Raw genomic sequence first — 26,276 nt, 5'->3', positions numbered from 1 at the left:
GCGGACGCGCGTCAGAAGTCGAAACCGCCGCCGTCGAAGCCTCCACCGTCGAAGCCGCCGCCGTCGAAACCGCCGCCGCCCCAGTCGCCGCCACCCATGTCGCCGCCACCGTCGCCGCCCATGTCGCCGCCGCCGTCGCCGCCCGCGTCACCGGATTCGAGCGCGTCCTGCTGGCCCGCGTCGTAGCCCGACTCCCACGCCGAGGCGCTGGCGATGCCGCCCATGCCGGAGAACATCGCGCTGAAGAGGAACATCGACCCGAGGCCCCAGGCACCGGCGACGAGCGCGGGCTTCCACCACGGCTCGCTGTACCAGCCCTGCGGCACCGGCCGCCCGGCCACGCGGCCGCCCGGGTAGTAGTACGGCGTGTCCTGACCGGCGTCCGGCGAGGCCGCGTAGTGCTGGCCCTCGACGTCGACGTCGCGGCGCTCGGTGACCTTGCCGGCGCGCTCGCGCTCGGCCTCCTCCGGCAGCTGCGGGCCGGGGTCCATGCCCATCGCGACCCGCGCGGCGCGGACGTAGTACAAGCCTTCGACGGCCGTGTCCTTCACCAGCCGGGCCTGCTCGATCGTGCGGGCCTGTTCCATCTGCGAACCGGCCGCGTTGTAGCGCTCGGCGGCGTCGGCCATCGCCTGCATCGACGCGGTGTCGTTGCCGCTGAGGTTGAGTACCTGGCCGCCGAGCCGCTCGACCAGGCGCCGGGCATCCGCCTTGGCGTCGTCGAGCTCCCGCTGCCGGGCCGCGGCGCGCTGCCGCGAGAAATAGAGGCCGCCACCGACGATCACGACGACGAGCACGATCAGGAAGATCGCGGTGCCCATGGACCACTCCCAGAAGTTCGGGGCTCGGTGACCGGTAGTCACCTTTGAACCGGACAACGCGGACGCTACGCGCAGGGTTCCCGGCGAGTGATCCGGCACACCGTGAGAGCTGGCCGAAGAAACTAGAACACGTTATAGTTCGACACCATGAAGTTCACCCTGTCGATCGCGATGAACCCCCTCGATCAGCTGGGCGAGCTCGCCCGGGCCGCCGAAGAGGCCGGCTTCGCCTCCATCGCCCTGCCGGACTCGCTCTTCTACGCCGAAACGGTGGACACGGACTACCCGTACACCCCCGACGGCAGCCGGTTCTGGACCGCGGAGACACCCTGGGTGGATCCGCTCGTCGCGACCGCCGCGATGGGCGCGGTCACGAGCCGGATCCACTTCTACACGTCCGTGCTCAAGCTCGGCTCGCGCAACCCGGTGCTGCTGGCGCGCCAGGTCGGCTCGGCGAGCGTGCTGACCGGCGGCCGGTTCGGCCTCGGGCTCGGCGTCGGCTGGCTGCCGCAGGAGTTCGAGTACTGCGGCGTCCCGTTCGAGCGGCGCGGCAAGCGCGTCGACGAGGCCATCGACGTCCTCCGGCTGATCCTCGACGGCGGGATGGTCGAGTACCACGGCGAGTTCTACGACTTCGACAAGATCCAGATGAGCCCGGCGCCGCCGTCGCGGGTGCCCTTCTACATCGGCGGCCACACCGAGGTCGCGCTGAAGCGCGCGGCTCGCGTCGCCGACGGCTGGTCCTCGGCGATGATGAAGCTCGAGGAACTGCGCGACACCATCGCGCGCATCAAGGAGCTGCTGGCCGAGCGCGGCCGCGCCGACGACCCGTTCGAGTACCAGGCCGTCTGCATCGACAAGTTCGGCCTCAACGGCTACCGCGAGCAGGCCGAGGTCGGCGTCACCGACGTCATCACGATGCCGTGGGTGTTCGACGGCGTCGGGTTCGACGCGCCGGTCGAGCCGAAGCTCGAAGCGATCCGCAAGTTCGGCACCGAGATCATCGCGAAGTTCGAGGGGTGACTGACGTGGGCGTGCAGGTCAGCTGGGACACGGCGGCGGAGCAGCCGCCCGCGCGGCGCGCGGCGTTCGCGTCGATGACCGCGGTGACGGCGGGGGACAAAGAGGCGTGGCTGGCGCTCTTCGCTCCGGACGGCGTCGTCGAAGACCCCGTCGGGCCGTCGTTCTTCGACGAGGAGGGCAAGGGGCACCACGGCCGCGACGGGATCAGCGCGTTCTGGGACAAGACGATCGCCAACGTCGAGCGCTTCCAGTTCACGATCCGCGACTCGCACGCGGCGGGCGACGAGTGCGCCAACGTCGGCACGATCACGACGTACCTGCCGGGCGGCTACCGCGTCGACACCGACGGGGTGTTCGTCTACCGCGTCGGTGAAGACGGGCTGATCACATCGATGCGGGCGTTCTGGGAGACCGAGCGCGCGATGGCGACCGCCCGGCAGGTAACGGACTAGCGTCCCGGCCAGCGGAAACCGAATTTCATATCTGATACATGATCTCTTGACCTCCGGTTAGGCAGGACTCTTTACTAACTGGTGTAGACCTCCGACGTCTCACCAGGGAGCAAGCATGTCCTTCCTTCGGCGCACGGCGGTCGCGGCGGCCGCGTTCGCGCTCGCGGCCAGCGGCACCGTGCTCGGTCAAACCCCGGCTTCCGCGCTGGAGAACGGGCTCCTGCGCACGCCGCCGATGGGGTTCAACAACTGGAACTCCACGCAGTGCAAGGCCGACTTCAACGAAACAATGATCAGAGGTATCGCCGACATCTTCGTGAGCAAGGGCCTCAAGGACGCCGGCTACACGTACGTCAACATCGACGACTGCTGGGCGCTGCCGGACCGCGACGCGAAGGGCGACCTCGTCCCGGACCCGGCGCGCTTCCCGCACGGCATCAAGGCGCTCGCCGACTACGTCCACGGCAAGGGGCTGAAGTTCGGCATCTACACCAGCGCCGGGACGCACACGTGCAACAAGGCGGGCTTCCCGGGCGCGCTCGGCCACGAGCAGCAGGACGCGAACCTCTTCGCCTCCTGGGGCGTCGACTACCTGAAGTACGACAACTGCAACAACCAGGGCGTCGACGCGCAGCAGCGGTACAAGGCGATGCGGGACGCGCTCGCGAAGTCCGGCCGCGCGATCGCGTACTCGATCTGCGAATGGGGCCAGAACAAGCCGTGGACGTGGGCCGCACCGGTCGGCAACCTGTGGCGCACCACCGGTGACATCTCCGACAAGTGGTCGAGCATGATCGGCAAGGCGCAGGCCAACCGCGGCCTCGCGCAGTACGCCGGTCCCGGGCACTGGAACGACCCGGACATGCTGGAGGTCGGCAACGGCGGCATGACCGCGGCGGAGTACCGCACGCACTTCAGCCTCTGGGCGATGATGGCCGCGCCGCTGCTCATCGGCAGCGACCTGCGCAAGGCGTCCGACGACAGCTTCTCGATCCTCAAGAACACCGACGTGATCGCGCTCGACCAGGACCCGCTGGGCAAGCAGGCGACGGTGCTGCGCGCCGACGCCGGGCTCGTCGTCTACAGCAAGGTCCTGGCCAACGGCGACCGCGCGGTGGCGCTGTCCAACGAAACCGCCGCCACGGCCACGATCAGCACCACCGCGTCGGCGACGGGGATCGGCAGCGCGCCGTCGTACACGCTGAAGGACTTGTGGAGCAAGGCCGTCCGCACGACGTCGGGAACGATCAGCGCGTCGGTGCCCTCGCACGCGACGGTGCTGTACCGCGTCTCCTCGGGTACTTCTCGCTACGAGGCCGAGGCGGCTTCGCTGTCGGCGGGCGGCACGGTCGACTCGAACCACGCGGGGTTCTCGGGAACGGGCTTCGCGAACGGCGCGAACGCGGCCGGCAGCTACGTCGAGTGGCAGGTGACGGGACCGGCTTCGGCGCTGACGTTCGGCTATGCGAACGGCACAACGGCGACGCGCCCGGTGGACATTTCAGTGGACGGCACGGTCGTCGCCACGGGTGTGCCGTTCCCACCGACCGGCGCGTGGACGACGTGGAGCACGGTGTCGCGTCCGGTGGCATTGGGCGCGGGCCCGCACACGGTCCGCTTGACGGCGACGACGGCCGACGGCCCGGCGAACCTGGACTACCTCGACTTGGCGTCGTAGGCCTGTCGCGCGGCTTCGACTTTGTCGAGGTTGGGCGACCAGTCGGCGAGGCTGGCGAAGAGCGGGCCGAGGCTGCGCCCGAGTTCGCTGATCTCGTACTCGACGCGCGGCGGGACTTCGGCGTGGTAGGTCCGCGTGACCAGGCCGTCGCGTTCCATCTGCCGAAGTCGTTGGGTGAGCACTTTCGGGGTGATGGTGGCGATGCGGCGTTCGAGTTCGACGAACCGCTGACGCCCGTATTCGTTGAGCGTCCACAGGATCGGCGTGGTCCACCGGCTGAAGACGATGTCGACCACGGGAGCGATCGGGCAGGCCAGCTCGGGTGTGGTTCCGGTCACTTTCGGCGCCTCCAGCCATTACTTTCCTCTAGGTACCTACTATACGTCGGAATGTAGCGTCGTTCCCATGATCGTCGTAACGGGAGCTACGGGCAACATCGGACGGCCGCTGGTGGCGGCTTTGGAGTCGGCGGGCGAGGAGGTCCGGCCGGTGTCCCGCCGCGGGCCGGTACCGGCCGACTTGACGGACGCGGCAACGTTGCGTCCGGCTTTCGAGGGGGCGTCGGCGGTGTTCTTGCTGCTGCCGCCGGGGTTCCGGGGGCCGCTTGCGCCGGTACTGGACCAGATCGACGGCGCGCGTGTCGTGCTGCTGTCGTCGCAGGGTGTCGGAACCGGCCGTCACCCGTCGTTGTTCGAGGACGAAGTGCGCGGCTCGGGTCTTCAGTGGACGGTGTTGCGCCCGGGTGGGTTCGCATCGAACGCGTTGCAGTGGGCGGAAAGCGTGCGGTCATCCCGTTCTTTGGCGGCCCCGTTCGGCGACGTGGGCTTGCCGCTGATCGACCCGTCGGACATCGCAGAGGTGGCAGCGGCGACGCTCCTGGACGCCTCGCACGCAGGCCGCACGTACGAACTGACGGGCCCGGTGTCGGTTTCCCCTCGCGACCAGGCGGCGGCAATCGGAGAGGCACTGGGCGAGCCGGTGCGGTTCATCGCGCAAACGCGCGCGGAAGCGCTTTCTTCATTCACTGAGTTCATGCCGCCCGAGGTGGCGGAGGCAACACTGGACATCTTGGGGACACCGTCGCCGGCGGAGCAGCGGGTGAGCCCGGACGTGGCAAGGGTGCTGGGCCGCCCACCGCGTCCCTTCTCGGAGTGGGTGGCCAGGAACGCGGTGGCGTTCAAGTGACCAAGCTGTCCTATGTAGACGTCGGGACGGGCGAGCCGGTGGTGCGCGGGCTCCTTCACCGAGCAGCGATCTCCTCATCGACAGATCACGGCAGTCGCGATTTTCGAAGCGAAATGTCATCAACCTTCTGACGGATTCGATCACCTCGAGTACGGTGACTTCGAAGCTGTGAACTGGTCGCCGCCAACCCGACTGTTTATTACGCTCAAGGCACGAACATGTATCAATAAGATAACATCTAGGGTCTGCCGGGATTCTCATCGAGGTGTTCCGGACTTCACTTTCCCCGCGCGACACTGACTCCACGCAGTCAAGCTTCGGTTCCTCACTGTAATCGCTGTAGCAACAACCGGACGCGGCGCGACTCCAGGTTCATGACCACCATCCCCTCCCCGAAGGACACTCAGAAGGCGTGAGCGCCATGGATGCCACCCGAACGAGGTCAGCGCGTCCACCGTCTGGGACCCCTCTTCAGCCTCTATGGTGTGCACTAATCCACTGCAATCCGCGATCGCGCACCGCCGATAGCGCGGCCTGGTCCACCCGAAAGGAGTGCGTCATCGCGCATCGGTTTGCGTGCTCACGCCTATGCACGTGCACCTTCTCAGGGAAAAGGGTTACCCTGGAGCGACGTGACGACGAACGCCCGGGCCAGAGGTGTGACTCAAGTGAACGCTCACGAGTGGCTGGCGGACATGGTGGGAAGCGCTGCGTTACCGCAGCCCGTCGGCACGCAGCTGCCCCTTTTGCCCTGAACGGTGACCACGATGGGGCAATGAGACCGGCGCAAATGCGCGGATCTCTGTTTGTTGTGCTACCCAGGGTGGGTTATGTTCCGGCAAATGGGATCGACCCTGGAGAGCGACCACCGAAGCACGGTAGGGTGGGAGGCTCCAGATCGTCGGACGGCGTTGAAGTCACTCGGCGGGGAGCGAGCGAATGAGCGCTGAGACGGAGCCGGAGAGGCTTCCAGTACCGATCACTCATCGTACTCGCAGACCAGCGGGACCCGCGCAGCTGCGCGAGATCCCGCAGCAGCTTCCACCGCCACCACCATTGTTCGTCAACCGCACCAGTGAACTGTCGACGATTTCGGACAAGGTGACCGGAGCGAGCCACGGCCGCGCGACCGTGATCGCGTTGAGCGGACTCGGCGGTGTCGGAAAGACCGCGGCCGTATTGACGTGGGCGCACAACTACCGCGACCGCTTCGCCGAAGGTCAGCTGTACGTCAACCTCGCCGACTACCGGCGTCCCGGCGGTGTCGAACTGTCCGAGGTGCTCGGCAGCTTTCTCCGCGGCCTCGGCGTCCGCGAGGACTACGTGCCGTCGTCGTTCCCGGAACGCGCCGCCATGTTCCGGTCCCGGACGTTGACCAAGCGGCTGCTGGTCGTGCTCGAGAATGCGGACCAGGCCGCCCAGGTGCGTCCGTTGATCCCAGGCTCCAGCGCGAGCGTCGTCTTGGTCACCAGCCGCCGCAAGCTCGGCGGCCTCATCACCGAAGGTGCCGAATTCATCGATGTCGATCCGCTGACGGCACCGGACGGTCGGCAGCTGATCGCCGAGATACTTCCCGCTCTGCACACCGACGACCACGCGTGCATCGGCGACCTCGTCCGGTTGTGCGGCGGGCTTCCGCTGGCCCTTTGCGTGGCCGGCGCTCAGCTCACAATGCGCAAACAGTGGTCTATACCACGACTGATACGCTACCTGCAGGACGATCGGCAACGGCTGGAAAGACTGGCGTTCGAGGGTGAGGACGGGGTCCGGGCCATGTTCGACGCGGCATACAGCGAACTGCCCGAGGGAGCCCGCAGGTTGTACCGGTTGCTGGGGCTCCATCCCGGTCCACGGTTTTCTCTGGAAACGGCGGCGGCGATGGCCGGTCTGACCACGAACACCGCTGACGGTCTGCTCGGTGTGCTGCTGACGTCGAACCTCGTCCAGGAATCCGGCGACGACCGTTATCGCTTTCATGATCTGGTCCACCTGCACGCGCGGACCATGGTCGAACGCGACGAATCGACGCCGGCTGTCGGCGTCGCCGTGCGGCTCATGGTCGAGTGGTACGCCCGAGCGGCCGCCGCAGCCGATCGGGCGGTGATGGGCGAAGGCCGCTGGCGGGTCTCCGATCGTGATCGCGCCGAATCCGATCCGGAGTTCACCGGTCAGTCGGCCATGGCCTGGTTTTCCGCCGAGCAGTCCAACTTGCTGGCCGCCGTGCACGAAGCCTGGCGTCTCGAGATGTACGAGACGGTGTGGATGTTCTGCGAATCGCTGTGGGCCTTCTACTACAACATGAAGGTCTACTCGGACTGGGTGGACACGCACAGGCTCGGCGTGGACGGAGCCCGTCGGTGCGGTAACCGTCCGGCCGAAGCCCGGATTCGCAACCAGCTCGCGAGAGCGTTCATCGACCTGCGCGATTTCGAATCCGCCGACGAACAGCTGGCGGCGGCGATCTCGGTCGCCCAAGGCGACCTGCGTTCGGAAGCGGTCGTTCTCGAATCGCGAGGATTGCTCTTCCGAGCACTGGGAAGGTTCGACGCCTCGGAAGCGAACCTCCGGCGAGCACGCGATCTCAACCACCAGCTGGGCAGTGATCGCGGTGTGGTCATCCAGACCTACCAGCTGGGGGACATGCTGGTCCAGGCCGGTCGCACGGACGATGGCCTGCGCACGCTCACCGAGGCTATGACCATCGCGGAGCGCATCCAGGACAGCATGTGCACGGCGAAGGTAGGGATCGCCCTCGGGAGCGCCTACGAGAGCCTCGCGCGCTTCGACGACGCCCGGTCGGTGCTGGGCTCCGCGGTGCTGACGACCCGCAGCAACCAGCTACCGGTGAAGGAAGCCCAGGCCCTGGAGATTCTCGTGAAGGTCGCCCAGCACGACAACGACCGGGAACTGCTGCACGACTCCGCCGAGCGGCTCGTCCAGCTGTACGAGGCTGCTGGAAGTCCCTTGGTCCACGTGGCCAAGAGCCTGCTGGATGAGGAACGGCCGTGAGCGCCGGGGTTCACCGGGACGGACGGTAGCAGAACTTCTCGATCTCGCCGTCCCGGTAGCAGTAGCTGATGGTGCCCGGCCGGTCCAGGGGATGCCCGTCGTACCACAGGCGGTACAGCACCACGGCCGCGGAGAACACGTCCGCCGTATCGGTTTCGAGCCGCGGACCATCGGAGACCCCGCGGACGAACCGGATCGCGCATCCACCCGCGTGGCGGTAGGCGGCCAAGCCGGCGCTGCGTACCACGGAAGGCACCTCGGCCCCCGCCGTGCCGTGCTCATCTTCGGTCCCGAGGACCTCGACCGCCCACTTCTCGCCCGCCACCCGGTCGAGCGGGTGCGTGTGCAGGAGGATCTCGCAGCCGAGCGTCCGCGCGTTGTCCACTTCGGCGTGATCGGCCACTTGCCAGGCCTCAGGGTAGAGCCCTGTCCTGGCGACGACGCCGGGATACCGTTCGATGTGGACCCTGTCGGTTCCGGTCCGGCCGCTCGCACCGAATGTCGCGGTGGCGAGCCAGTTCGTCGTCCGGCGGCCGAAGTCGGGCTCCGGGTCGTCGACCGGCGTCATCCGGGGCGGCTCCGCGAGATCAGGAAGTCCCGCCGCGCCTCGCACGACGGCACGCAGGTTCGCCCAGGACTTCCCCTTCTCCTGAAAGATCGTGCTCGCGATCTCATCGGCGGAAAACCGGGGAGGCAGGGAGAGGTGGTCCTCGATCTGCCGGCGGAGGTCGCCGTCCACGTCGAGCATGGTCGCCTGCGCGCAGAGCCGCGCCAGGGGCGAATCCGGCACCAGTTCCTCTCTCCCGTCGGAAGCGAGCAGAAAACGGCACCCGATCGACGCCGCGTAGATCGAGAGTGACGAGTGATCACCCAGTGTGATGTCGGCCGCGATCAGACCTGCTTCCCACGGGGTCCGCGGCGGAACGATCACCAGCCCGCTGTCGAGTTCGTCCCGCAGCTTGTCCTTGACCGCCGCTGGCGAGTCCGCCGACCAGATGTTCGGGTGCATGATTAGCAGCACCCTGTACTGGTCCATGGGCAGCTGCCCCAGGAGAAGCTGGATCAGCCGCTTCGCGGTCGCCATAGTGGCGTTCTTGCCCCACGTCGAGGTAACGGCGACGAGCTTCTGCCCGGGCCGGACCTTAAAGCGATCCCGGAACTCTTCCCGCCTCTTCTTCGAGGCGACGATCCGGTCGAACACCGGATCACCGACCACCACCGCCCGACCGACCGCGCCTGGCACGCTCGCCGCCAGCAGCGCGATCTGGTCCTCGTGGGACATGACGATCACCTGCGGGATGATCTCACCGGAGGGTGTGGTCAGCTGGATCGGCGCCAGGCCGGTCGGGTGCTCGTCGCTCTCGGTCGACGACGGCACCAGCCGGTTGTAGCCGGCTCCGTGCGGCGCAACGACCACGGACCCGTTCAGCTCGCCGAGGGCCGCCGTCGCGTGGGCGGCCAGGATCACGTCAAATCGTGTGGCCTTGGCCTCTTCCCGGGTTAGGAGGTGGTGGCCGATCTTCTCGATGTGAGACCCCAAGCCCCGGGCGAAATCCGACCCTTCTTCGACGACGAACTTGATATGCGGGCTCTCCGGGTGCAAGGCTTCCCGGAGGGTGCGCACCCGGTCGAGCTCCGTGAACGTTCTGACCACGACGAGCACCGAGAACGGCGACTGCAGCGTTCGTCTGTCACGGTCGTCGTTCCGACCACCCACTCGCCATGCCCCGATCGTGTGGCTTGAGATCAACTATTGCTACTGCGAGTAGCAGATGGTACTACTAGAGACCTACGGCAGATCGCCACCTGGCTGACCTGCAACTGGCAATGGGCTCACACGTCGATAAGCTAGCAGGCGGTGACCATCTCAGACTAGTGGAGAAGCGGTTGAGCACGCCCGGGGGACGCAATCCCGTCGCCGCGCAGCGCGGCCTCCTGGCCGAACTGCGCCGGCTGCGCGGCGCGGCCGGACTGACCCAGAAACAGGTCGCGGCCGACCTCGAATGGTCTCTTTCCAAGGTGATCCGCATCGAAGGCGGCACTGTCGGCCTGTCGATCACCGACCTGAAGGCCCTGCTCGCCCGCTACGGGGTCGTGGACCTCGCGGTCATCGAGCGGCTCTCCGACGCCGCTCGCGAGTCACGGGAAAAAGCCTGGTGGGACGATCACCGGCCGTATGTGACCCCGGAGCTGATCAACTACATCGCGGTCGAAGCCGCCGCGGCGAGCATGTGCGAGTACCAATCGTTCGTCGTCCCCGGGATCCTGCAGACCCCGGCCTACATCCGCGCCATCGGCGCCGCCTTCGACGCCACAGAGGACGCCACCGAGCGCGCGGTCGTCATGCGCACGGAACGCCGGCGCCTGCTGACCGCGGCTGACCCTCTCGACGCGAAGTTCGTCTTGGACCAGGCGCTGATCTGCCGGACCGTCGGTTCGGAGGACGTGATGCGGGAGCAGCTCGACTTCCTGTGTGAGCTGAACCGCCTGTCGAATGTCTCCATCCAAGTGGCTCTGCTGGGCCGCGGCGTGACCGACGGGATGCAGAACTCATTCACGATCTTCGACCTGCCTGGCCAGGAGCACGTCGTGTACCTTGACCAGCCCGGCGCGGTGGTACTGGCCCGGACCGATCCCGACGAGGTCGGCCGGTACCTGGACGCCTTCGACCGCGTGAAGAGCTCGAAACACAGTTCCCCAGCGAGCGAACTGGAAGCCACGATTGGGCGCATCCGTTCCCAGCGATAGCCGAATAGCGCACCACTTGGCGCACGTCGCCAGTTCGGCCCACTGGCGACGTGCGTAGTTTCTTGAGTGGAACCAAAAGCTTTACAAAAGAGGGTAGCATCGGGTAGCTCGAAGCACGTCCATCGGCCGGGGCGATCTCCTGGCCGATCATGGGTCGGGAGGGCCTGATGACCGGACGACTTGATGCACCCGCAATTACGGTCGAAAACCGAGGGATATCATGGTTACGAAGTTCCCGTTGTCACCCCACGAACGATCCGAAGTGCACGGAAGTAGCACTCACCGGTACGATCATTCGGGTTCGCGACTCCAAGTCACTCCAAGCAGGTGAACTGCATGTCAGCCGTTCGAGCTGGGCTCAGTTTCTTCGCCAACTGAGCGCAACGGCCGGAAGGAACGACTCTGGCGCCTGATACTGAAAATTTCCGCAAATCTATGGTAGGCGCTTCGACAACATTGTGCTGAGCGCGGAAATGCACATGCCGATGCACGTGTGCCGTTCGGCCTCTTGTGCGACGCCCAGGATTTGTCCTCTTTATGTCCAACCCGACACGACGGAAATGGCGAACACTCCGTGGCCATTTCGACAGCCGCCAGGGCGTCTCGTGAGCCACTCGTGTTTTGCCGCGCTGGGTGAACGAGCGGCCAGCGCTTCTCCGGAGCGCCGCCGCCCGCCCAAGAGCAGATCAACGCAGTTTCGCCGTCAGCAAGTTGGGGTCGACGTTGGTGTTGTACGCGACATTGGCCACGTACAACGTCGTCCCGTCGACGCGGCAGCGGTCGGGTTTGCAGGCCGTCCGCAGCCGTCAAGACCGTCTCGTGCGCGCCGTCCGGATGCACCAGCAGCACCTCGCTCGCGGTGTTCGTCGTGATCAAAGCCGTGTTGTCCGCACCGGGGAACACCAAGTGGCTGGGGCGGGGCGTCGGGTGGTGATGGACGACGACCGGGTCGAGTTGCCGCTGACGTTCGCGGTGTTCGCCGGCGTGGTCGCGTTCTTCGACGCTGGACAGCGTGGCGACGAACCCGATGTCGGGCTGGAAGGCGATGTGCAGGCGCGCCCGGGACAGCCAGCCGTTGTCGTCGGGGCCGCCGAGGTTCCAGTACGCGGTCGCGGTGTGGCCTTCCCGGCGGACGACGGGGTCGGGATGCGGGTCGATCGCGGTGTCGATGGCCAGATCGGCCGGTGCGGCGGGTTCGGCGTCGTGCGGGCGGACATCGGTTTGTGGATGGTGAAGCCTGAGCCGGGGCGTTCGCCGGCGATGGCTACGCACATGCCCTGGTCTTGCACGACCGTGCCCGGCCGTTGCTGGCCGTCCCAGGCGAAGTCGACGCGGTCGCCTTCGGTGTTGCGGTGCTGAAGCGACGGCAGCCAGCCCGCCGGGACCAGGTGGGCGGGAATGAGGGCCTTTTCCAGGTCGGTGCTGTCCGGTTGCCGTTGCCAGAGCCAGACCAGCTCCTGGGTGCCGGAGGTGGCGGCAGGATCCGATGCGGTGGTGTCGGGCACGACGGATTGCTCCTTCTCAGCGGATGGCGAGTCGCGGTCGAGGTACCGGGCGGTCGGTGAGGATGCGGGGGTTATCGCGACCGGCGGCGATGCCATCGCGGATGGTTCTGGTCAGTTCGCGGGCGTCGAAGTCGGCGACGCCGAGGTGGTGGCGGGCGGCGTTGGTGAGGTGGTGGGTGATCGCGGCGGCGCTGATCCAGCCGTTGCCGTGCAGTTCCCCGAGTGCTGCTGCGGCGGCGTAGACGGCGATGTGGCGGTGGCCTTCGGTGGCGGTGGCGGTGGCGGTGGCGACGTTGCGGCACTCCGCGGTGACGGCGGCCTGGACGTAGGCGGTGACCCGGCGGCTGGTCCCCGGCAGCGGCGGTGGTGGCGGATGCGCTGCCGGTGGGGGTGCTGGTGGCGGGGTGAGAGCGCGGACGAGCCAACTGGGCAGCACGGCGACTGGAAGGTCCCAGGTGATGGCGTAGAGCCACCGGGACGCCGTGGACGATGGCGAGGGACCCCGGGGCGGCGATGAGCGCCCCGGGTCCGCGGGTGTCGACGTGCCAGCCCAGCCCGCGGCCGCGTCCGCCAACGGTGCTGCGCAGCCGCGACCCGGGTGGCCGGGCGAAGTAGCGGTGTTCGCCGCCGCGCGGGGTCGCGACGGAGAATGTGTCGACCGGGTCGGGCTCGCCGACCTGTTGCGCCAGCAGGGCGAGGACGTCGCGGCCGTGGGCGACGCCGCGGCGGGCCCACGGTAGGGGGATCGATCCGTGGGCGGCGTCGAGGTCGAGGACGAGCAGCCCTGCCGGGCCGCAGGCGATGCCGACGTTGTGCCTCGGGTGGCGGCGCCACCAGCGGCGGATGCGGTCGGGATCGCAGGTCGCTCGCTGCTGCCAGTTGGGAATGGCGGGCCGTTTGCCGCGCGGGGCGAGCGGGAACACCGGCCATCCACGCCCGGCGGCGTCCAGCGCGGCGCCCAGCAGACCGTCGGCGCGGGTGAGGAGCGTGGCTGCCCGCGCGGTCGTCGTGGGCGTGCTCATGGCACCAGTTCAGCGGCGATCGGGGCCGGGATGGGGTCGATGACCATGGCGGCGGCGTTGTCGGTGCCGCCGAAGTACCGCGCGGCGAGCGTCAGCCGGTTTGCGCACGCGGCCGGGTCGCTGAAGGTGCGGCAGGCGCGGGTCAGGGAGGCGTGGGGCACGGGTTTGTGGACGCCGTCGCTGGTCAGCAGCAACCGTCGGCGCGGCCCTGTTGTGGTGACGTGGCCGAGGGAGCCGTGATCCGCGGTGGCGACGGAGCTGGTGACGACGTTGTCGTGCCGGGCGGCCAGCTCCTCGAGTTCGTCCGGACGGTCGCGGTAGTGCTCGGCGAGGCTGTCGCGGAGTTCTGGGCCGTCGGTGTGGTCGAGGGTGAGCTGGGTGAGGACGTCGGCGAGAGGGTCGTATTCGTAGGCGCGGCAGTCTCCGACCCACGCGATGTCCCACCCGTCACGTGGTTCGGGTGGGAGCGGGGCGGCGACGACCATGACGGTGTCGCCGCCGTGGACGGTGGCGAGGGTGGCGGTGGCGGCGAGCAGCCCGGCGACGGCGCCGCGGTCGGCGGCGGCGTAGGCGGCGGTTGCCGCCGCGCTGCCTGCGGCGTGGGCGGCGAGCGGGTAGTCGCCGATGCCGTCGGCGACGGCCCAGCCGTGGCGGGCTCCGGCGCGGGAGACGTGGGTGCCGGTGGCGTCGGCTTGGTGGGTGCGATCGCCGATGCGCAGCGCACTGCCGGGCAGGTAAGCGGAGTGGTCGGCGGCGTCGCGGCGGTGGTCGCGGACCAGGGCGCGGGCGTCGCGGTGGGATTCGGCGATCTCGGCCCAGCCGCAGCGGCAGGTGGCGTGGGTCCAGCACGGGCCGGGCGGTAGCAGGGCGTGGGGCCAGATGAGATGGTGCCCGGCGGCGTAGGTGCTGGTGCGGTGGATGTGATTGAAGACCGGCGGAAGGTGCGGATACATCGAAGCGACTCCGTTCACGCGCGGGGCTGGCGGCGAGCCCGGCGGGACGCGAGGACGACGGGGTGGACAAGAACGGGGCGGGCCCGACAGCGCATTGCGCGGGCCGCCCCCGGGGCGAAGAAACGGGTGCGGCGACGGTCCGGGCGGCTAGACCGCGGCGCCGATCAGCTCCACCCCGGCCTCGGTGTCCTGCTCGACCGGCTCCTGATCGGTGCCGGCGGCGTCATCGGCGTGGTCGGTCGCCGTGTCGCTCTGGCCGTCCGCGCTCGCGTCGTCGTCGACGGCGTCGATCCCGGTGGTGGGGTCCTCGACTTCGGTGTGGTCGGAGACGTCGTCGTCCGGGGCCTCGGCACCGTCGGCCTCGCCGCACTCGCCGGTCGTGCCGCCGTCGCTCATGGCGTCGGTGGCGAGGTCGCCGAGCTGCGCGGCGATCACGTCCTGCTCGGTCTCCGGGTCGATCACCTTCCGCTCCACATCGGAGGCGGGATAGCCCCAGCCGATGATTGCGGCCATGTACGCCCGTGCCGAGCCCCACGGGCTGCGCCAGGTGTTGCGGGAGATGTCGGATTCGATCGCGCAGAGGGTGAGGAACAGGTCGTAGAGGGTGGCCTTCCCCGCGGTGGGAGCCTTGCCGATCTTGCCGATCAGGTCGTAGAGGGTGGAACCGACCGGCAGGCCGATCAGCTTCATCGCCATCGGGTGATTGCGCTCGAACGCGCGCCGCAGCTCGTAGCCGCCGTGGGCTTTCTGCAGCGCGAGGAACAGCTGCGCGCCCTGCGGCGCGGTCTTGCGCTGCAGCAGCCCGGCCAGCCATTCCCGGCGCGGGGCCTGCGAGGCGTCCCAGTCCTTGTTGTTCTGGATCACCCACTTACGGATGATCCGCGCCTTCTGACGCTCGAGTTCCTCGGCGGCCTGCGCGGCGCGCGCGGCCGCGATCACATCCGCCTGCTCGGCGGCGTCCTCGTCGTCGGAGGACTCGTGGTCGACGGATGTGCCGGTGCTGGTGGTGTCGGCGGCCGCGGGGGTGAAGTCCGCGCGGCCGGCCGGGGCGTGGCTGAGGGCGTGACGATGGGCGAGGAAGTCGGCGCAGCCGTAGACGGCCACCGGGATCTGGTTGCCCTGCTGGTCGTGGTGGTCGGTCTCGATCCAGGCGCCGTGTCCTGGGCAGGACGCGTGGTCCTCGGCGGTCAGCTCGGTGTTGGGCTCGTCCTCGGGGGTGGGGCGCAGCCGGTCCAGGGAGCGGGCGTCCCCGTGACTGTCGGGCAGGCTCGTGTCGAAGATCGTGACGCCCGCGGCGGTCAGTTCTTCGGTGAGGTCCTCGGTCAGGGCTGCGAGCCGCTGCTGGTCGGCGCGTTCGGTGCGCTTGCGCTCGGCGAGCTGGGCGAAGTTGTTCGGTGCCGTACGCGCGGTGAGGATGAGCTCCTTGGCCGTGTCGGTGTCGCCGGCCTCGTCGAATTCGGCGATGACCGCGGCCTGCAGCAGATCGAGGTCGTAGCGCTCGGCGGCCTTGAGCGCCAGCTCGCTCTGCCCGGCCTGCAGCACGTTCTCGACGTAGGCCTTGCCCTGCCTGCCCAGCGCCAGCTTGCGGGCGATTCCGGCGGGCTTGAGGTTGAACGCGGCGAGCTGCTGCAGGCCGCGAGCGGTGTCGGCCAGCGTCAGGGGCTTGCGGAGGGCGGGGTCGTTCTCGATGAACTGGTTGATGATCCGCTCGATGGTGGCCTTGCGCTCGTCGGCCGGCGGCGGGGTCTTCATCCAGATCGGCACCGTGCAGCCGGCTTCACGGGAGTTGAGTACCCGTCGCTGGCCTTCGGCGACCACGATGGCGCCGGTGTCGTAGTCGCGGTAGCCGTTGACCGCGGTCTTGACGCCGTGGGTCTTGAAGTTCGCGGTCGTTTCCTCGTCGGCTTCGGCGTTCTCGGTGCGCACGTTCTCGGCGAGCAGCACCTCGTCCGGCTTGGCCCAGATGATGGTGTCGATCTCGGCGTCCCACTGCGCGTGCAGCGCGGCTCGGTCCTCGTCGGACAGCTCGTCGAGCGGGTTCTCCTCGACGTCGGTGGAGGACGTGTCGCCGTCGGGGGCGGTGTCGACGGTGACGGCACCGCCCAGGTCGTTGGTGGGGAGGTCGGTGTCCGGTGTGGACGCCGGGGTGTCGCGCTGGGTCGGCAGATCCATCGTGCTGGTCACGAAGGGCTCCTTTGCACGGGCCGGCCGGTCACCGGAGACGAATCCGGTGACCGGCCACGAACCCCGCACCACCTCCTTCTCCACTACCGCGTCGCGGTGATGGAGAAGCGGAGTGCGGGCGTCCCGGTCGGGACGCACTCGCCCAAGCGGGGCCGCCGCGTCGGCGGCAAGCCCGCCCCTTTCCTGCCCATCCGCCGCCGACGTCGTGATCGGGCGGGCTTCCGCTGACGCCAGGTTCCGCTAGAGTGCGTCGGCCCGACCGGAACACCCGTGCCCGCTTTCTCAGCGCAGCAACTCTTTTCGCTCACGATCTGTTTCCATAGGCACCAGCACACTGCCGCAATGGAGTGGACGTTCTTCTTCCGTTGTGGGGCTAGCGCGGAGACGGGTTCCGCAGCAGGCCGAGCATTCCGTCGCGGTGTGCGAGCGTCAGCCAGATGTCGGTGATGTCCGGGTGCGGTCGGTCGTCGAGGTCGGCGCGTGTCCAGGCCAGCTGCAGGCAGCGCGCAGCGGTGCGGGTCGAAATCCGGCCCTCCTGGACCGCGTCGTCCAGCTGCTGTGCCGCTTTGTCGGGAAGGTCGGCGACGGCCTGGGTGTAGCTGATCTCGGTTCCGGGTTCCGGTGCGGCACCCCAGCGGCTGCGTGCTCGTTCGCGGGCCAGGGCGACGGAGTCTCGCAGCGATTCCAGCGACGGCAGCGGCGAGTCGGACTCGGCGACGGTGACGTGGCGGACGAACAGATCGATGCGGTCGATCAACCACAGCGGAATCCGCGCGAGATACCACGCACGCTGCTGTGTGGTGCAGCGGCAGTCCTCGGTCCGCGTGCTGCCGCAGATGCAGTCTCGTGCGGTGAAGACCATGCGAGCCGCCGCCGGAAGAGCGCGGTTGCGGCCGGCGCGTGCGACGGTCACCGCGCCGTTCTGCAGTGCCGGGCGGAGGGCCTCGATGGTGCGGGTGGAGAAGTCGGGGACGTCCTCGACGGTCAGGACACCGCGGTGGGCGAGGGTCAGCGATCCCGGCCGGCTGGCGGATCCGACGATCGAGGCGATCGTGTCGTCGGGGCGCAGGGAAACACCGGGCGGCTGGGTGCTGCCTGCGCTGTCGGGGAGTGGTTCGCCGGCCAGGGAATGCCATGTGCTGACGTCGCTGACTTTAGTGTTGGTGAGGTCGGCCATCAGGGTCCAGATCAACTGCGGCAGCAGCAGGATCGGCGTGCCGGGGGCCGCGACGTGCAGGATGGGGTGGCCGCCCGCGGCCGCGACTGCGGCCGCCCGGACCGCCGCGGGCGCCAGCCGGTCCCAGAGGTCGGGGTTCCAGGATGGCCGTGACCGTCCTCGGTCGCTCGATTCCGGCGGCGCGGCCGGGGCGGGTTCGTCGCGCAGCCAGGTGACCAGGTCATCCAGGCACGCGACCGGGACGAGGGTGAGGCCGGGGACGTGGCTGAGCTCTTCGGTGTTGGCGGTGGGCATGACCAGGTGGGTGAATCCGGCGTCGGCGGCGATCGCGCGGGGCAGCACATCGGGAACGGGCCGGACCGTGCCGTCGAGGCCGAGTTCGCCGATCAGCGCGGTCGCGGTGAGCCGCCGCACCGGTACGGCGTCGGTGACGAGCAGTGCGGCGGCCGCGGCGGCGAGATCGACGTCGGAGCGCGGGTGTGCGGTGGAGGCGGTCAGGTGCACGCCGCCGTCGGGCCAGGACAGGCCGCTGTTGCGGATGGCCGCGCGCACCCGGTCGCGGGTCTCGCGCGAGACCGTCGGGCTGAGGCCGTGCACGCGCAGCCCCGCGTCGCCGACGCTGAGGTCGGCGCGGATGTCGACGATCCGGGCCTGGGAATCGTCGAGGGTGACTACACGGGTACGGGCTTCCATGACTTCGTCCTTCCAGAGATAAGAAAGGAACTCCGGCGCCGGTAGGGCGCCGGAGTCGGGGCGTGCGGCGGCTGCGGCGCCGAAGGTCAGCAGCAGGTGTCGGGCGCGGCGGGCGCGGTGTGGGCGGCGGCGCGTTGACCGACGAGCGCGGCGAGGGCGAGCGCGTTCTCGACGGTGGCGTCGATGCTGAACCGGACCCGGCGCTGGCGGTCGCGCCAGACCGGCTGCAGCACTTGCGCGGTCGCGAACAGCGGCTGGCCGTAGGCACCGACGGACACGGTGTTCGCACCGGCGGCCGGGGTCGTGCCGAAGCCCGCGCCGATCGCGGCGAGAAGGTTGGAGAGGTCGGCGGTGTCGCATGCGCGCCGGTGTGCCAGGTCTTTCGCTGCGTCGATCAGTTCGACCACGTTGGGGATCAGCCGTCGGGCGAGGTCTTTGCCGACCGCGGCGGCGGGCCGGGTACGCGCCACGGTCGCTGACGGCCGGACCATTCCGGTGGGCTGGTGGGGACTGAGCTCGGAGTCCAGCCAGGCCTCCAAAACCAGCCGATCCCGCGCCGCGCCCGACGCGACGGTCACGCTGATCCACCCGCCTTCCGGACCGATCAGCGCGGCGTCCTCACCGACACAGCGGGGTGTGGCGGCACGCCACGGCTCACCGATCACCTCCGCGACCGCGCGCAGATACGGCATCAAGTCGTTCGACATCTCCGGGGTTTCCTTTCGATCGCGAGGTGTGCAGTCCGGTCGCCGGTGCCGCGATCGCGGCACCGGCGACCCCGGGCGGCACGTCGTGGAGCCAGTGACAGCGCGGACCGCGGCCACGGCGGCGCTGCACCTGACCGGCACCGATAGGCAGCAGGCGGCCGCCGTGGTCCCGGGCAGCGCTACCGTGGGCCTCCGGACGTGTCCGGCCGGTCAACGCCGGGCGCTGCGGTTGACCGGGCGCTGGTGCGGCGGGCGGCGCGTGCGGCATCGACGCCGGCTTGCCAGCGGCTCCAGCGGCGCCCGGCTTGGCGGGCCTTGAAGTGGGCGATGTTGTTCGCCGGGATCCCAACCGGTGTCGGCCCGAGTACGGCCAGTAAGTCGGAGTCCTCCTGCGAATGCCAGCCCGCGGCCGCGATCGACTGCTCATCGGGGAAAACGTCCGCAACCCGATCTGCTGCAGGGTCCAATGTGGAGTCTTGGGTGCCGCCGTAGGAGTAGACCCACCAGAAGTTCCGCGGCGGATTAGGCTCGACCAGCTCCCGAAAGGCCGCCACTTCCTTGGTGTAGGCGTAGAACCGGGTACGCTGACGGGCGCGCATGATCTCCAGCCACGCGGACAGGTAACCGCGGGAGTAGAAGTCGCCGCTGTCGTGGATCCGCACCCACGCGTCGATGAACCGCTTGTGCGACAGCTCATCCAGCATCGCGTGCTGCCAGCCGGGCAAGTCGTCCAAGGTCCAGCGCAGATTTTCCTGATGCCGCGCTCTCACCTGAGGAAAGAGGTAGGTTCCGTTGCGGGCGTAACACGCTTGTGCGCACACCCCGGCCGAGGGGCAGGCGTTGTAGTTACGGCCGTCCGGTAGTTTCCCGGCGAAGGCGGGTAGGGACCAGTTCCAGATCCCGAGCCGTTTCAGTTCGCGGTTCTGCCGCAGTAGCGTCATCGTGTCCACCGTCCTCACGCCACTCGACGCATGGGGAGGTCACACCAAGATTCGGTTTCTTCCACTGTACACCCGCTATGCGACGGCGACGAGACTCCGGAACCCCACGGGTTTGGACTGTCCTATCCGGATTCACCAGCCGGCTATCAGGTCAACGCGGCGAGTTCGCGACGGCGGGATGCCCACTCCGATAACGTCCACGCCGGCGGCAATACGGTCGCCGAGGGCGCTCAGAACGAACGCGCGCTGGCCGAGGAAGAACGGCGCGGTGTACCAATAGCACGGGGAATGCAGCTCCTCGGCAACCAATAGGCCGACACCGGTGACGTAGGCGGCGGTGCGCGGCCGGCAGACGCGCGATCATGCTGTCAGTAGCCGACAACAGCCGCAGCACTGATGGCCAGCGCCTCCTGGTGGATCTCCACCACGTTGAAGGCGTTGGTCCGTTTGCGGGCCTCGGGCGCGGGCGCGTCGGCACCCTCCAGGCGCTGCCGATTCGCGTCCGGGTCGCGCAGGTCGTCGGCTGCCAGGTGAAGATCGTGCTGTGGTCGACTGGCCGCCGATCAGGCCGCGGATCGAGGACAGCGGCGGGGTGTCGTTCGGCGTAACGCCGAACAGATCCCGACATAGTTCGGGCTGTTGAATGTGTCGAGCATTCCGGTGATGCCGGGTAGTCAGTGATCACTCCTGTAGCGGTTTCGACGCTTGGCACCCGGGCGCACGCTTCAGCGGCTGGTCTTGGAACGGTCGAGCAGCTGGGCGGTCTTCAGCCGCAACGCCTCTCGGTGGTCGCCCTTGCGCTCCGCTTCGCGGATCTGGTCCGCGAGCGAGACGCCGCCTCGGTGGCCCTGCCGGGGTCGGGGTTCGGCTCTCGCCGACCGTCCTGGCCTGCCGCCAGGTTTAGGTCGAAAGGCTTTGCGTTTGCCGCAAATCAAAGAATGCCGATTATAAGTTACGCTAGATCAGATTGCTCGATCCAAAAGTGACTGCGTTTCCCAAGTCATATTGAAGCACCTGCACTTGAAGGCGTGAACGCGATGATCCTAATGGTCCAGGATGTAGACACCGCTCTTTTTGTGTCACGCTGGGATCGCATACGCCCTGGTCGCCCGAGGACAATCGAGGAGTATTTCTCGCTGGAGACCCGAAGACTTGGCGTAACTAACTACGTATTCCTGATGAACTTAGGGTCAGCTGAGCAGTCAATACCGCTACATCTGACGCCGTGGTGGCGGCGGCCCAGTCCGCGACCTCTTGCGCGCCGTACCCCCGCGGTGCCGGCGAACTGCTCGCCGATACGACGGACCAACGGCTCCGGCAGCGAGCCTTCCTCGTGGATGATCTCCGCGAGGTTGAGGACGTCCAGCAAATCCATCACCAGCCAACGCTTGCCGCTGTCGAGGACCGGGTCGAACTGCCTGAATAAAGGAACGTCTCAAATCCCGCCGACGGCTCCGACGCCTGCTTCGCTGACACTTAAGATCAAGTAACAGGAGACGGCCCGATTACAGCCTGTCGTCGTCGCGTTGAGAGAGATCGACATTTGCTGCGCCATCAAGGTGTTCGACGAACGAGTTGCGGCGATCGGGACATCGGGAACATCGGCGTCGTTATACTTCCTGCATGGACGCGTGGAGGCGCCAGAACAGTCCTGGTCCGCGCCGCGGCCGGCGGTGTGCGCACCGGCTGCGGTCCGTCGGTGCGGTAGCCGTTCTGCTTGCGCTGGCTGCCGGCTGCGGAACGGGAGACGGGTGGGAGCAGCATTCCGTCGAGTACGCCGTTCAGGTGCTGGGGCCGTTACCCAGTTACACGATTCAGTACCACGGGGCGGGCATGGACTCCCGGGAGGAGTCGTCAAGGTCGCCGATCTGGCAGAAGCGGGTGAGAGGCCAGTTCAACTCGGCGATGGATATTACGGTGCAGGTGGTGGCCGAACCGGCCGAGTTGCCCGACTTGCCCGATGGCCTGCTACCTCCGCTGCCGACGCTGTACGTGAGCTGCGGCATCGCCATCGACGGGCACGTGCTGTCCAGTGAGACCAGCCGTGGCCTGGGAGGGCTGGTTCTGTGCTCGGCGAGGCCGTCCGAACTTCCCTACGACGCGCTCGGCGGCGGGAGCGGGGTGGTGCCTTTCCTATTTGCGATCGGTTTCGTCGCGGTGACCGTTCTGAGCGCGATGGTGGCGTACGCACGGCGACGGCGTCCGGAGCAGGAAGAGCGGGAACAGTCGGGGTACGAGAGCGCACCTCATTTCCGGCTCATGGTGCGGTGTGGGGGAGTGGGGTTGGTGATCTTGTCTGTCGGTCTGCTGCTGTCGTTTTCACTGGACACGCCGCTGGCACTGCCGCGCCCGCCGGTGCTGCCGATGGTTCGGGTGCCCTATCCGGATTGGCCGACGACCTTGCCGGGAGGGAACTGATCAATGGGCACCCGCGCAGCGAACCAGATTCTTGCTGTCGCGGCGGCGTTGTCCGTCGCGTATGGGCATGGCCTGCTGCTCGACCTCGTCAAGCCGGACCTGCGAAGCCCGATACCGTGGATGACGTTCGTCGCGCCGCCGCCCACGGAAATGTTCACGCTGGTGCGCGCGTGCGTCCTGGTGAGCTGGGGAGTCGCGGCGGTGGTGTCGCTGGTCGGCCTCGTCCGGCAGCGGCAGGGGGCCGGTCGCGGCGCGGGCGTGTGGCAGTTGACGGTCGCGGGGGTGCTGCTCGCCCCGTTCGTGATCACACCCGTGGTCGTCCTGGCCCGCAATCTCGGCGCGACGGCGATCTGCGTCCCCAGCACCGCGTTCGCGCTGTGGGCGCTGACCAAGATGCAGCACTACCGGCGGATGACTTGCTGGGTGCCGCTCGCGGGACTGGCATGGGGGTGTCTGATCGCGGCAGGGTTCGCCTCAGCCATGAGCGCCTGGTTCTACCAGTACGGCGCCGCCTACCTGCTCGACCTGGGCGTCGCGCTCCAGGAACCGGGTGCGACCGTGGGACGGCTGATGACCTTGCGAGCGCTCAACACCGGATTCTTCGAGGAACTGGGCAAGGCAGCGGGTATCGCCATGCTGTATTTCGGGTTCCGGCGGCACATCGACGACGTCGTGTCCGGGATCGTCGTCGGTGCCGCGGTCGGCCTCGGGTTCAACTTCAGCGAGACCGTGCTGTACATGTCGGTGTTCGATGGCGCGGCCTACCAGTACTTCGGCCGCCAGTCCGTCGGCTTGTTCGCCTCCCACGTCGCGTTCACCGCGCTCGTCGGCGCGGGCATCGGCGCGGCCCGCCAGCTGCGCGAACGCTGGCAGAAGATCGTGGTCGTGTTCGCGGGCCTGCTCGCCGCCGCCGGCACCCACTTCGCCAACAACGCCCTGCAGCCTCACACCACGGATCTGCGGCACCACCTGTTCGGGAACAACGTATGGCTGCGGGATCTGCTGGGAGTCCCGATGACGATCGTCCTGTTGCAGGGCCCGCTCGTCGTGTTGTACCTACTCCTGTCGTGGCGCGGCAACCGTACCCAGGCCAGCGCGATCGCCGTGGAGCTGGCCACTGAAGCGCGCACGGGGCACGGTGCGGTCACCGAGCAGGAGGTCCCGATACTGCTCAGCCCCGCACGCCGGTTCTTCCTGCGCTACCGAACGTTCCGCCGACAGGGTCGCGGCGCAGCCCGCCACCTGCGAAAGCTGCACGCCGCCCAACTCGAGCTGGCAACCCTGCGTTGGCACCGCACCCGCGACGAGGTCGCCCCGGGCAGTCCCGACGAACAGACACTGCGTGAACGGGTGCTCGACTTCAAGAGCGGTCCTGCGCGGACGGCCAGCGAACCCGACAAACTCCTGACAGAGGTGACCGCATGATCACCGCAGCAGTGCCCCGTGTACTGGCCATCGTGGGGCTCGTCCTGCTCGAGGTTCTGCTGCATCCGGCGGTCGCCTCGGCGTGCGGCATCTCCTATCAGGCGGGCCAGCCCGCGTCACCCCAGGGCTGCGCCACCCCGCCTGCGGTCGTCGGGGCTGTCGCCGTGGGTGGCGCGGCCGCGGCCGCGGCCGTGGCGGCTGCAGCGAGGGCCCTCAGCGCGGGCGCGAAGGCGGGTGCGGCTGCGGCCCGAGTCAGCGTGTCCGCTAGCACGGCTCGTGTCGTCACCACGGCCGCACCCGCAGCGAGCGCGCCTGCGACCACCCCGCGCAGCGTGACCGGCACATCCCAGCCCGGGGCGGGCCTCCCAACGGGAACGCCATCCTCACTGCAGCAGGTGGCTCGAGCGGCCGAGGCGGCGAATCAGGCGATCGCCCACGCCAACGCTGCCGCGGACGCGGCAGCACGCGGTGAGGGAGAACGGGCCGTTGACTCCGCTACCATGACCGCGAATGCCCTGCGGAACATCGCGGCGATCGCCGCCGTCGTTGCCGCCCCTCCGCAGGCGCCAGACCACGGCGTGGCGCCCGAGAACGTCGTGCGCGCAGAGGAGATAGCTACCGACCGCTCGGCGAACCGGTCCGCGCCTCTCGAGCCACTTCCCGCGGCGACGTCCGCGGATGCGCCGGGCCGCGCGACGGGCACGGTCGACGGTGCCCGTCGAGTCGAGCACCCCTCGGCCGGCGCTGCCCCGTCCGGAACACGGAGCGCTGATCTGGCGGCGACAGCTCGAACAGCGGTCGACCAAGCGACCCGCCAGGCCGATGTCGTGGACCGGGTGGCAGCCGAGCTGAGCCAAACCCCGGTCGGTGCGCAGGCGGAGGCACTGACGAGGGAACTGGTGGAAGCGGCGGAGACCGCGGCCGACGCGACAGATGCCATGATCGATACCGCTACTTCCGTGGTCACCGACGATGTCCGGTCCGATGCGGTGGCAGAGGCGGCCGCGCGCCCGGGCCAAGTGACCGACGTGTACACGCCCCCTGGCGCGAACGTGTTGGCACAGGAGTCGATCATCGATGTGAACGACCTGCTCCGCGTCCTCGGGAACATGGACGACACCGCCAGCAGGAACGAAATGCTGGTCTACTACCTGAACCATCCCGTCATAGGCCCCCAAATCTTTGGCCGGTTTTACAAGAAGATGGGCGACACCTGGATTTACAGGACGATCCCTCGTTTGCGCAATGTTCTTCTAGGAAACCATGTTCTGCCGGTGATCGAACGTGGCAGCGACGGAATAGTTCACGTGAAGGTCGGAAGTCGGGACGTTGCCAAAGCCCTCTACGTGAAGGACGCGCAGGGTGCACGAATCGTTCTGCACCACGACCGCGCGACCGCGCACAAGGGGCTTCTGCCGATGGGTGACCTTCTCAGCCAGCGACGGAACTCCATATTGATGAACCGCATCGATCCGTTTCGGCAGGTGGTCCTCGGTCAGACCGTCGCCGACTCCCGCTGGCCGGGTGCGGCGGTCGACAAGTTCGACCTGAGTGGTTGGAGCCTCATGATCACCAAGGTGAGTGAGATGCTGGGAATGATCGGCGGTACGCACGCTGCGTCGGTTCTCCAGGGAAATCTCAGTCCCGGTCACCGGCTCGTTCCGGTGCTGGAGGGAAAACTGAGTGGCCGGGACGTCCTCGATGCCATCTATCAGGTCATCGCGCCCACTGGCTCGACTGCTGGGTTTGTCCTCCTTGAGAACAAGGGGCCGGGCGCGCCACTGGGAAAGCGGCAGGGGTTGGATGGGAAAGACTACGAACAAGGTCGCCGGGAGAATTTCGCCGCGGTGATCGATGCGATGGTCAAATCCAAGCTCTATGGTGAGGTTCTTGACGAACTCCAAGGGGCCTTCGACAAGAATCGCGTGGCTGCCTTCTATGTCCGTGCGCTCGTCGAGCACGACGGCGGGGGAATCCCCCAGGGTCAATTCACCATGGCCGCCCAGAAGGCTGCCCTTCTCGCGGCCGAGGAGTACATCGCCGCTCAAGGCATCACCGATCCCGATAGAATCAGAGAGATCCGCAGAGCCGCCGCCCTGGGTAGTGCCAAGTATGACGGATGCGAGGTCATGAGGTTCGATATCGGAACCACTGCCGACCTCCCGCTGAAGTGGCCATGATTCGCGCAGAAGATCGAGAAGCAATCGCAATACGAAAGAGGCGGCGTGGCATCAGTCGGAGGTGTCGCGGAACATCCCTCCGTTAAGAGCGATAAGAAAGATGATCAGAGCGTAGGCGATCGATATACTGTGAACGATGTCGATCCCGGCAAGGA

The 26,276-nt window shown here is 68.0% G+C and carries 20 protein-coding genes and 1 pseudogene; 11 read left to right on the top strand and 10 right to left on the bottom strand.

Translation table 11 applies throughout. The features are described 5' to 3' along the window. Positions 1-11: 11 nt before the first annotated feature. Positions 12-821, bottom strand: a complete 810-nt coding sequence (locus ACIQWX_RS48000; RefSeq protein ID WP_400886363.1) for a hypothetical protein — start codon at positions 819-821, stop codon at positions 12-14. A 147-nt stretch (positions 822-968) separates the two neighbouring features. Between ACIQWX_RS48000 and ACIQWX_RS47995 the strand changes: the two genes are divergently transcribed. The 3 genes from ACIQWX_RS47995 to ACIQWX_RS47985 all read left to right on the top strand — a co-directional run bounded on the left by ACIQWX_RS47995 (position 969) and on the right by ACIQWX_RS47985 (position 3,974). Beyond that, positions 969-1,844, top strand: coding sequence for a TIGR03619 family F420-dependent LLM class oxidoreductase (locus ACIQWX_RS47995; RefSeq protein ID WP_400886360.1), 876 nt, complete (start codon positions 969-971; stop codon positions 1,842-1,844). A gap of 5 nt (positions 1,845-1,849) precedes the next feature. Continuing rightward, a complete protein-coding gene (locus ACIQWX_RS47990) occupies positions 1,850-2,296 on the top strand; it encodes a nuclear transport factor 2 family protein (RefSeq protein ID WP_400886611.1) in 447 nt (148 codons plus the stop codon). Between the two features lie 115 nt (positions 2,297-2,411). Continuing rightward, on the top strand, positions 2,412-3,974 hold the full coding sequence (locus ACIQWX_RS47985; RefSeq protein ID WP_400886357.1) for a carbohydrate-binding protein: 1,563 nt from the start codon (positions 2,412-2,414) through the stop codon (positions 3,972-3,974). Here ACIQWX_RS47985 and ACIQWX_RS47980 read toward each other — a convergent pair. Then, a complete protein-coding gene (locus ACIQWX_RS47980) occupies positions 3,953-4,312 on the bottom strand; it encodes a winged helix-turn-helix transcriptional regulator (protein WP_400886354.1) in 360 nt (119 codons plus the stop codon). The two genes, ACIQWX_RS47985 and ACIQWX_RS47980, sit on opposite strands and share 22 nt — an antisense overlap. A 67-nt stretch (positions 4,313-4,379) precedes the next feature. Between ACIQWX_RS47980 and ACIQWX_RS47975 the strand changes: the two genes are divergently transcribed. Next, positions 4,380-5,159: an NAD(P)H-binding protein gene (locus ACIQWX_RS47975; RefSeq protein WP_400886352.1), complete on the top strand. Its 780-nt coding sequence runs from the start codon at positions 4,380-4,382 to the stop codon at positions 5,157-5,159. A 939-nt stretch (positions 5,160-6,098) separates the two neighbouring features. Then, positions 6,099-8,168, top strand: a complete 2,070-nt coding sequence (locus ACIQWX_RS47970) for an ATP-binding protein (RefSeq protein ID WP_400886349.1) — start codon at positions 6,099-6,101, stop codon at positions 8,166-8,168. A gap of 10 nt (positions 8,169-8,178) precedes the next feature. Here ACIQWX_RS47970 and ACIQWX_RS47965 read toward each other — a convergent pair whose 3' ends face one another. Then, positions 8,179-9,822: a hypothetical protein gene (locus ACIQWX_RS47965; RefSeq protein ID WP_400886347.1), complete on the bottom strand. Its 1,644-nt coding sequence runs from the start codon at positions 9,820-9,822 to the stop codon at positions 8,179-8,181. A 233-nt stretch (positions 9,823-10,055) separates the two neighbouring features. On the opposite strand from ACIQWX_RS47965, the gene ACIQWX_RS47960 reads away from it, so the two are divergent. From ACIQWX_RS47960 to ACIQWX_RS47950, 3 genes are all read left to right on the top strand, one after another. Then, complete coding sequence (locus ACIQWX_RS47960) at positions 10,056-10,916, top strand: helix-turn-helix domain-containing protein (protein ID WP_400886345.1); 861 nt, start codon at positions 10,056-10,058, stop codon at positions 10,914-10,916. A 149-nt stretch (positions 10,917-11,065) separates the two neighbouring features. Further along, a complete protein-coding gene (locus ACIQWX_RS47955; RefSeq protein WP_400886342.1) occupies positions 11,066-11,329 on the top strand; it encodes a DUF397 domain-containing protein in 264 nt (87 codons plus the stop codon). A gap of 520 nt (positions 11,330-11,849) precedes the next feature. Then, positions 11,850-12,275, top strand: a complete 426-nt coding sequence (locus ACIQWX_RS47950; protein ID WP_400886339.1) for a hypothetical protein — start codon at positions 11,850-11,852, stop codon at positions 12,273-12,275. A gap of 162 nt (positions 12,276-12,437) precedes the next feature. Here ACIQWX_RS47950 and ACIQWX_RS47945 read toward each other — a convergent pair whose 3' ends face one another. From ACIQWX_RS47945 to ACIQWX_RS47915, 7 genes and pseudogenes are all read right to left on the bottom strand, one after another. Further along, positions 12,438-12,857 carry a hypothetical protein gene (locus tag ACIQWX_RS47945; protein ID WP_400886626.1) on the bottom strand — a complete coding sequence of 140 codons (420 nt, stop codon included), beginning with the start codon at positions 12,855-12,857 and terminating at the stop codon, positions 12,438-12,440. Between the two features lie 115 nt (positions 12,858-12,972). Further along, positions 12,973-13,443 (bottom strand): annotated as a pseudogene (locus ACIQWX_RS47940) (bifunctional DNA primase/polymerase); the annotation flags it as partial. Beyond that, entirely contained in the window at positions 13,440-14,396 is a 957-nt protein-coding gene (locus ACIQWX_RS47935) for a PP2C family protein-serine/threonine phosphatase (protein WP_400886337.1), read from the bottom strand. The gene ACIQWX_RS47935 and the pseudogene ACIQWX_RS47940, both read right to left, overlap by 4 nt. Positions 14,397-14,543: 147 nt before the next feature. After that, positions 14,544-16,580 carry a ParB/RepB/Spo0J family partition protein gene (locus ACIQWX_RS47930; RefSeq protein WP_400886334.1) on the bottom strand — a complete coding sequence of 679 codons (2,037 nt, stop codon included), beginning with the start codon at positions 16,578-16,580 and terminating at the stop codon, positions 14,544-14,546. Positions 16,581-16,953: 373 nt separating this feature from the next. After that, positions 16,954-18,450: an ATP-binding protein gene (locus tag ACIQWX_RS47925; RefSeq protein ID WP_400886332.1), complete on the bottom strand. Its 1,497-nt coding sequence runs from the start codon at positions 18,448-18,450 to the stop codon at positions 16,954-16,956. 86 nt (positions 18,451-18,536) lie between these two features. Beyond that, positions 18,537-19,157 carry a hypothetical protein gene (locus ACIQWX_RS47920; RefSeq protein ID WP_400886330.1) on the bottom strand — a complete coding sequence of 207 codons (621 nt, stop codon included), beginning with the start codon at positions 19,155-19,157 and terminating at the stop codon, positions 18,537-18,539. A gap of 179 nt (positions 19,158-19,336) precedes the next feature. Then, positions 19,337-20,098 (bottom strand): hypothetical protein, encoded by a 762-nt coding sequence (locus ACIQWX_RS47915; RefSeq protein ID WP_400886328.1) that lies wholly within the window; start codon positions 20,096-20,098, stop codon positions 19,337-19,339. 1,623 nt (positions 20,099-21,721) lie between these two features. Here ACIQWX_RS47915 and ACIQWX_RS47910 point away from each other — a divergent pair. From ACIQWX_RS47910 to ACIQWX_RS47900, 3 genes are read left to right on the top strand one after another with little or no spacing between them, the layout of a single operon-like run. Then, on the top strand, positions 21,722-22,516 hold the full coding sequence (locus ACIQWX_RS47910) for a hypothetical protein (protein ID WP_400886325.1): 795 nt from the start codon (positions 21,722-21,724) through the stop codon (positions 22,514-22,516). 3 nt (positions 22,517-22,519) lie between these two features. After that, positions 22,520-23,941 carry a PrsW family intramembrane metalloprotease gene (locus ACIQWX_RS47905; RefSeq protein WP_400886323.1) on the top strand — a complete coding sequence of 474 codons (1,422 nt, stop codon included), beginning with the start codon at positions 22,520-22,522 and terminating at the stop codon, positions 23,939-23,941. Continuing rightward, on the top strand, positions 23,938-26,121 hold the full coding sequence (locus tag ACIQWX_RS47900) for a hypothetical protein (protein ID WP_400886320.1): 2,184 nt from the start codon (positions 23,938-23,940) through the stop codon (positions 26,119-26,121). The genes ACIQWX_RS47905 and ACIQWX_RS47900 overlap by 4 nt, the downstream gene beginning before the upstream one ends. The last annotated feature ends 155 nt before the right edge of the window (positions 26,122-26,276 follow it).

Origin of the sequence: Amycolatopsis sp. NPDC098790, assembly GCF_044759945.1 — a bacterium.
In the GTDB taxonomy this organism is placed as follows: Bacteria; Actinomycetota; Actinomycetes; order Mycobacteriales; family Pseudonocardiaceae; genus Amycolatopsis.
Note: the sequence above shows the minus strand (reverse complement) of the source record. Positions and strands in the feature narration are given on the sequence as shown.

Excerpts from the sequence above, each read along its gene's own strand:
- ACIQWX_RS48000 (WP_400886363.1), bottom strand. The coding sequence starts at position 821 with ATGGGCACCGCGATCTTCCTGATCGTGCTCGTCGTCGTGATCGTCGGT.
- ACIQWX_RS47995 (WP_400886360.1), top strand. The coding sequence starts at position 969 with ATGAAGTTCACCCTGTCGATCGCGATGAACCCCCTCGATCAGCTGGGC.
- ACIQWX_RS47985 (WP_400886357.1), top strand. The coding sequence starts at position 2,412 with ATGTCCTTCCTTCGGCGCACGGCGGTCGCGGCGGCCGCGTTCGCGCTC.
- ACIQWX_RS47975 (WP_400886352.1), top strand. The coding sequence starts at position 4,380 with ATGATCGTCGTAACGGGAGCTACGGGCAACATCGGACGGCCGCTGGTG.
- ACIQWX_RS47970 (WP_400886349.1), top strand. The coding sequence starts at position 6,099 with ATGAGCGCTGAGACGGAGCCGGAGAGGCTTCCAGTACCGATCACTCAT.
- ACIQWX_RS47955 (WP_400886342.1), top strand. The coding sequence starts at position 11,066 with ATGGGTCGGGAGGGCCTGATGACCGGACGACTTGATGCACCCGCAATT.
- ACIQWX_RS47950 (WP_400886339.1), top strand. The coding sequence starts at position 11,850 with ATGGACGACGACCGGGTCGAGTTGCCGCTGACGTTCGCGGTGTTCGCC.
- ACIQWX_RS47935 (WP_400886337.1), bottom strand. The coding sequence starts at position 14,396 with ATGTATCCGCACCTTCCGCCGGTCTTCAATCACATCCACCGCACCAGC.
- ACIQWX_RS47925 (WP_400886332.1), bottom strand. The coding sequence starts at position 18,450 with ATGGAAGCCCGTACCCGTGTAGTCACCCTCGACGATTCCCAGGCCCGG.
- ACIQWX_RS47920 (WP_400886330.1), bottom strand. The coding sequence starts at position 19,157 with ATGTCGAACGACTTGATGCCGTATCTGCGCGCGGTCGCGGAGGTGATC.
- ACIQWX_RS47915 (WP_400886328.1), bottom strand. The coding sequence starts at position 20,098 with ATGACGCTACTGCGGCAGAACCGCGAACTGAAACGGCTCGGGATCTGG.
- ACIQWX_RS47910 (WP_400886325.1), top strand. The coding sequence starts at position 21,722 with ATGGACGCGTGGAGGCGCCAGAACAGTCCTGGTCCGCGCCGCGGCCGG.
- ACIQWX_RS47905 (WP_400886323.1), top strand. The coding sequence starts at position 22,520 with ATGGGCACCCGCGCAGCGAACCAGATTCTTGCTGTCGCGGCGGCGTTG.
- ACIQWX_RS47900 (WP_400886320.1), top strand. The coding sequence starts at position 23,938 with ATGATCACCGCAGCAGTGCCCCGTGTACTGGCCATCGTGGGGCTCGTC.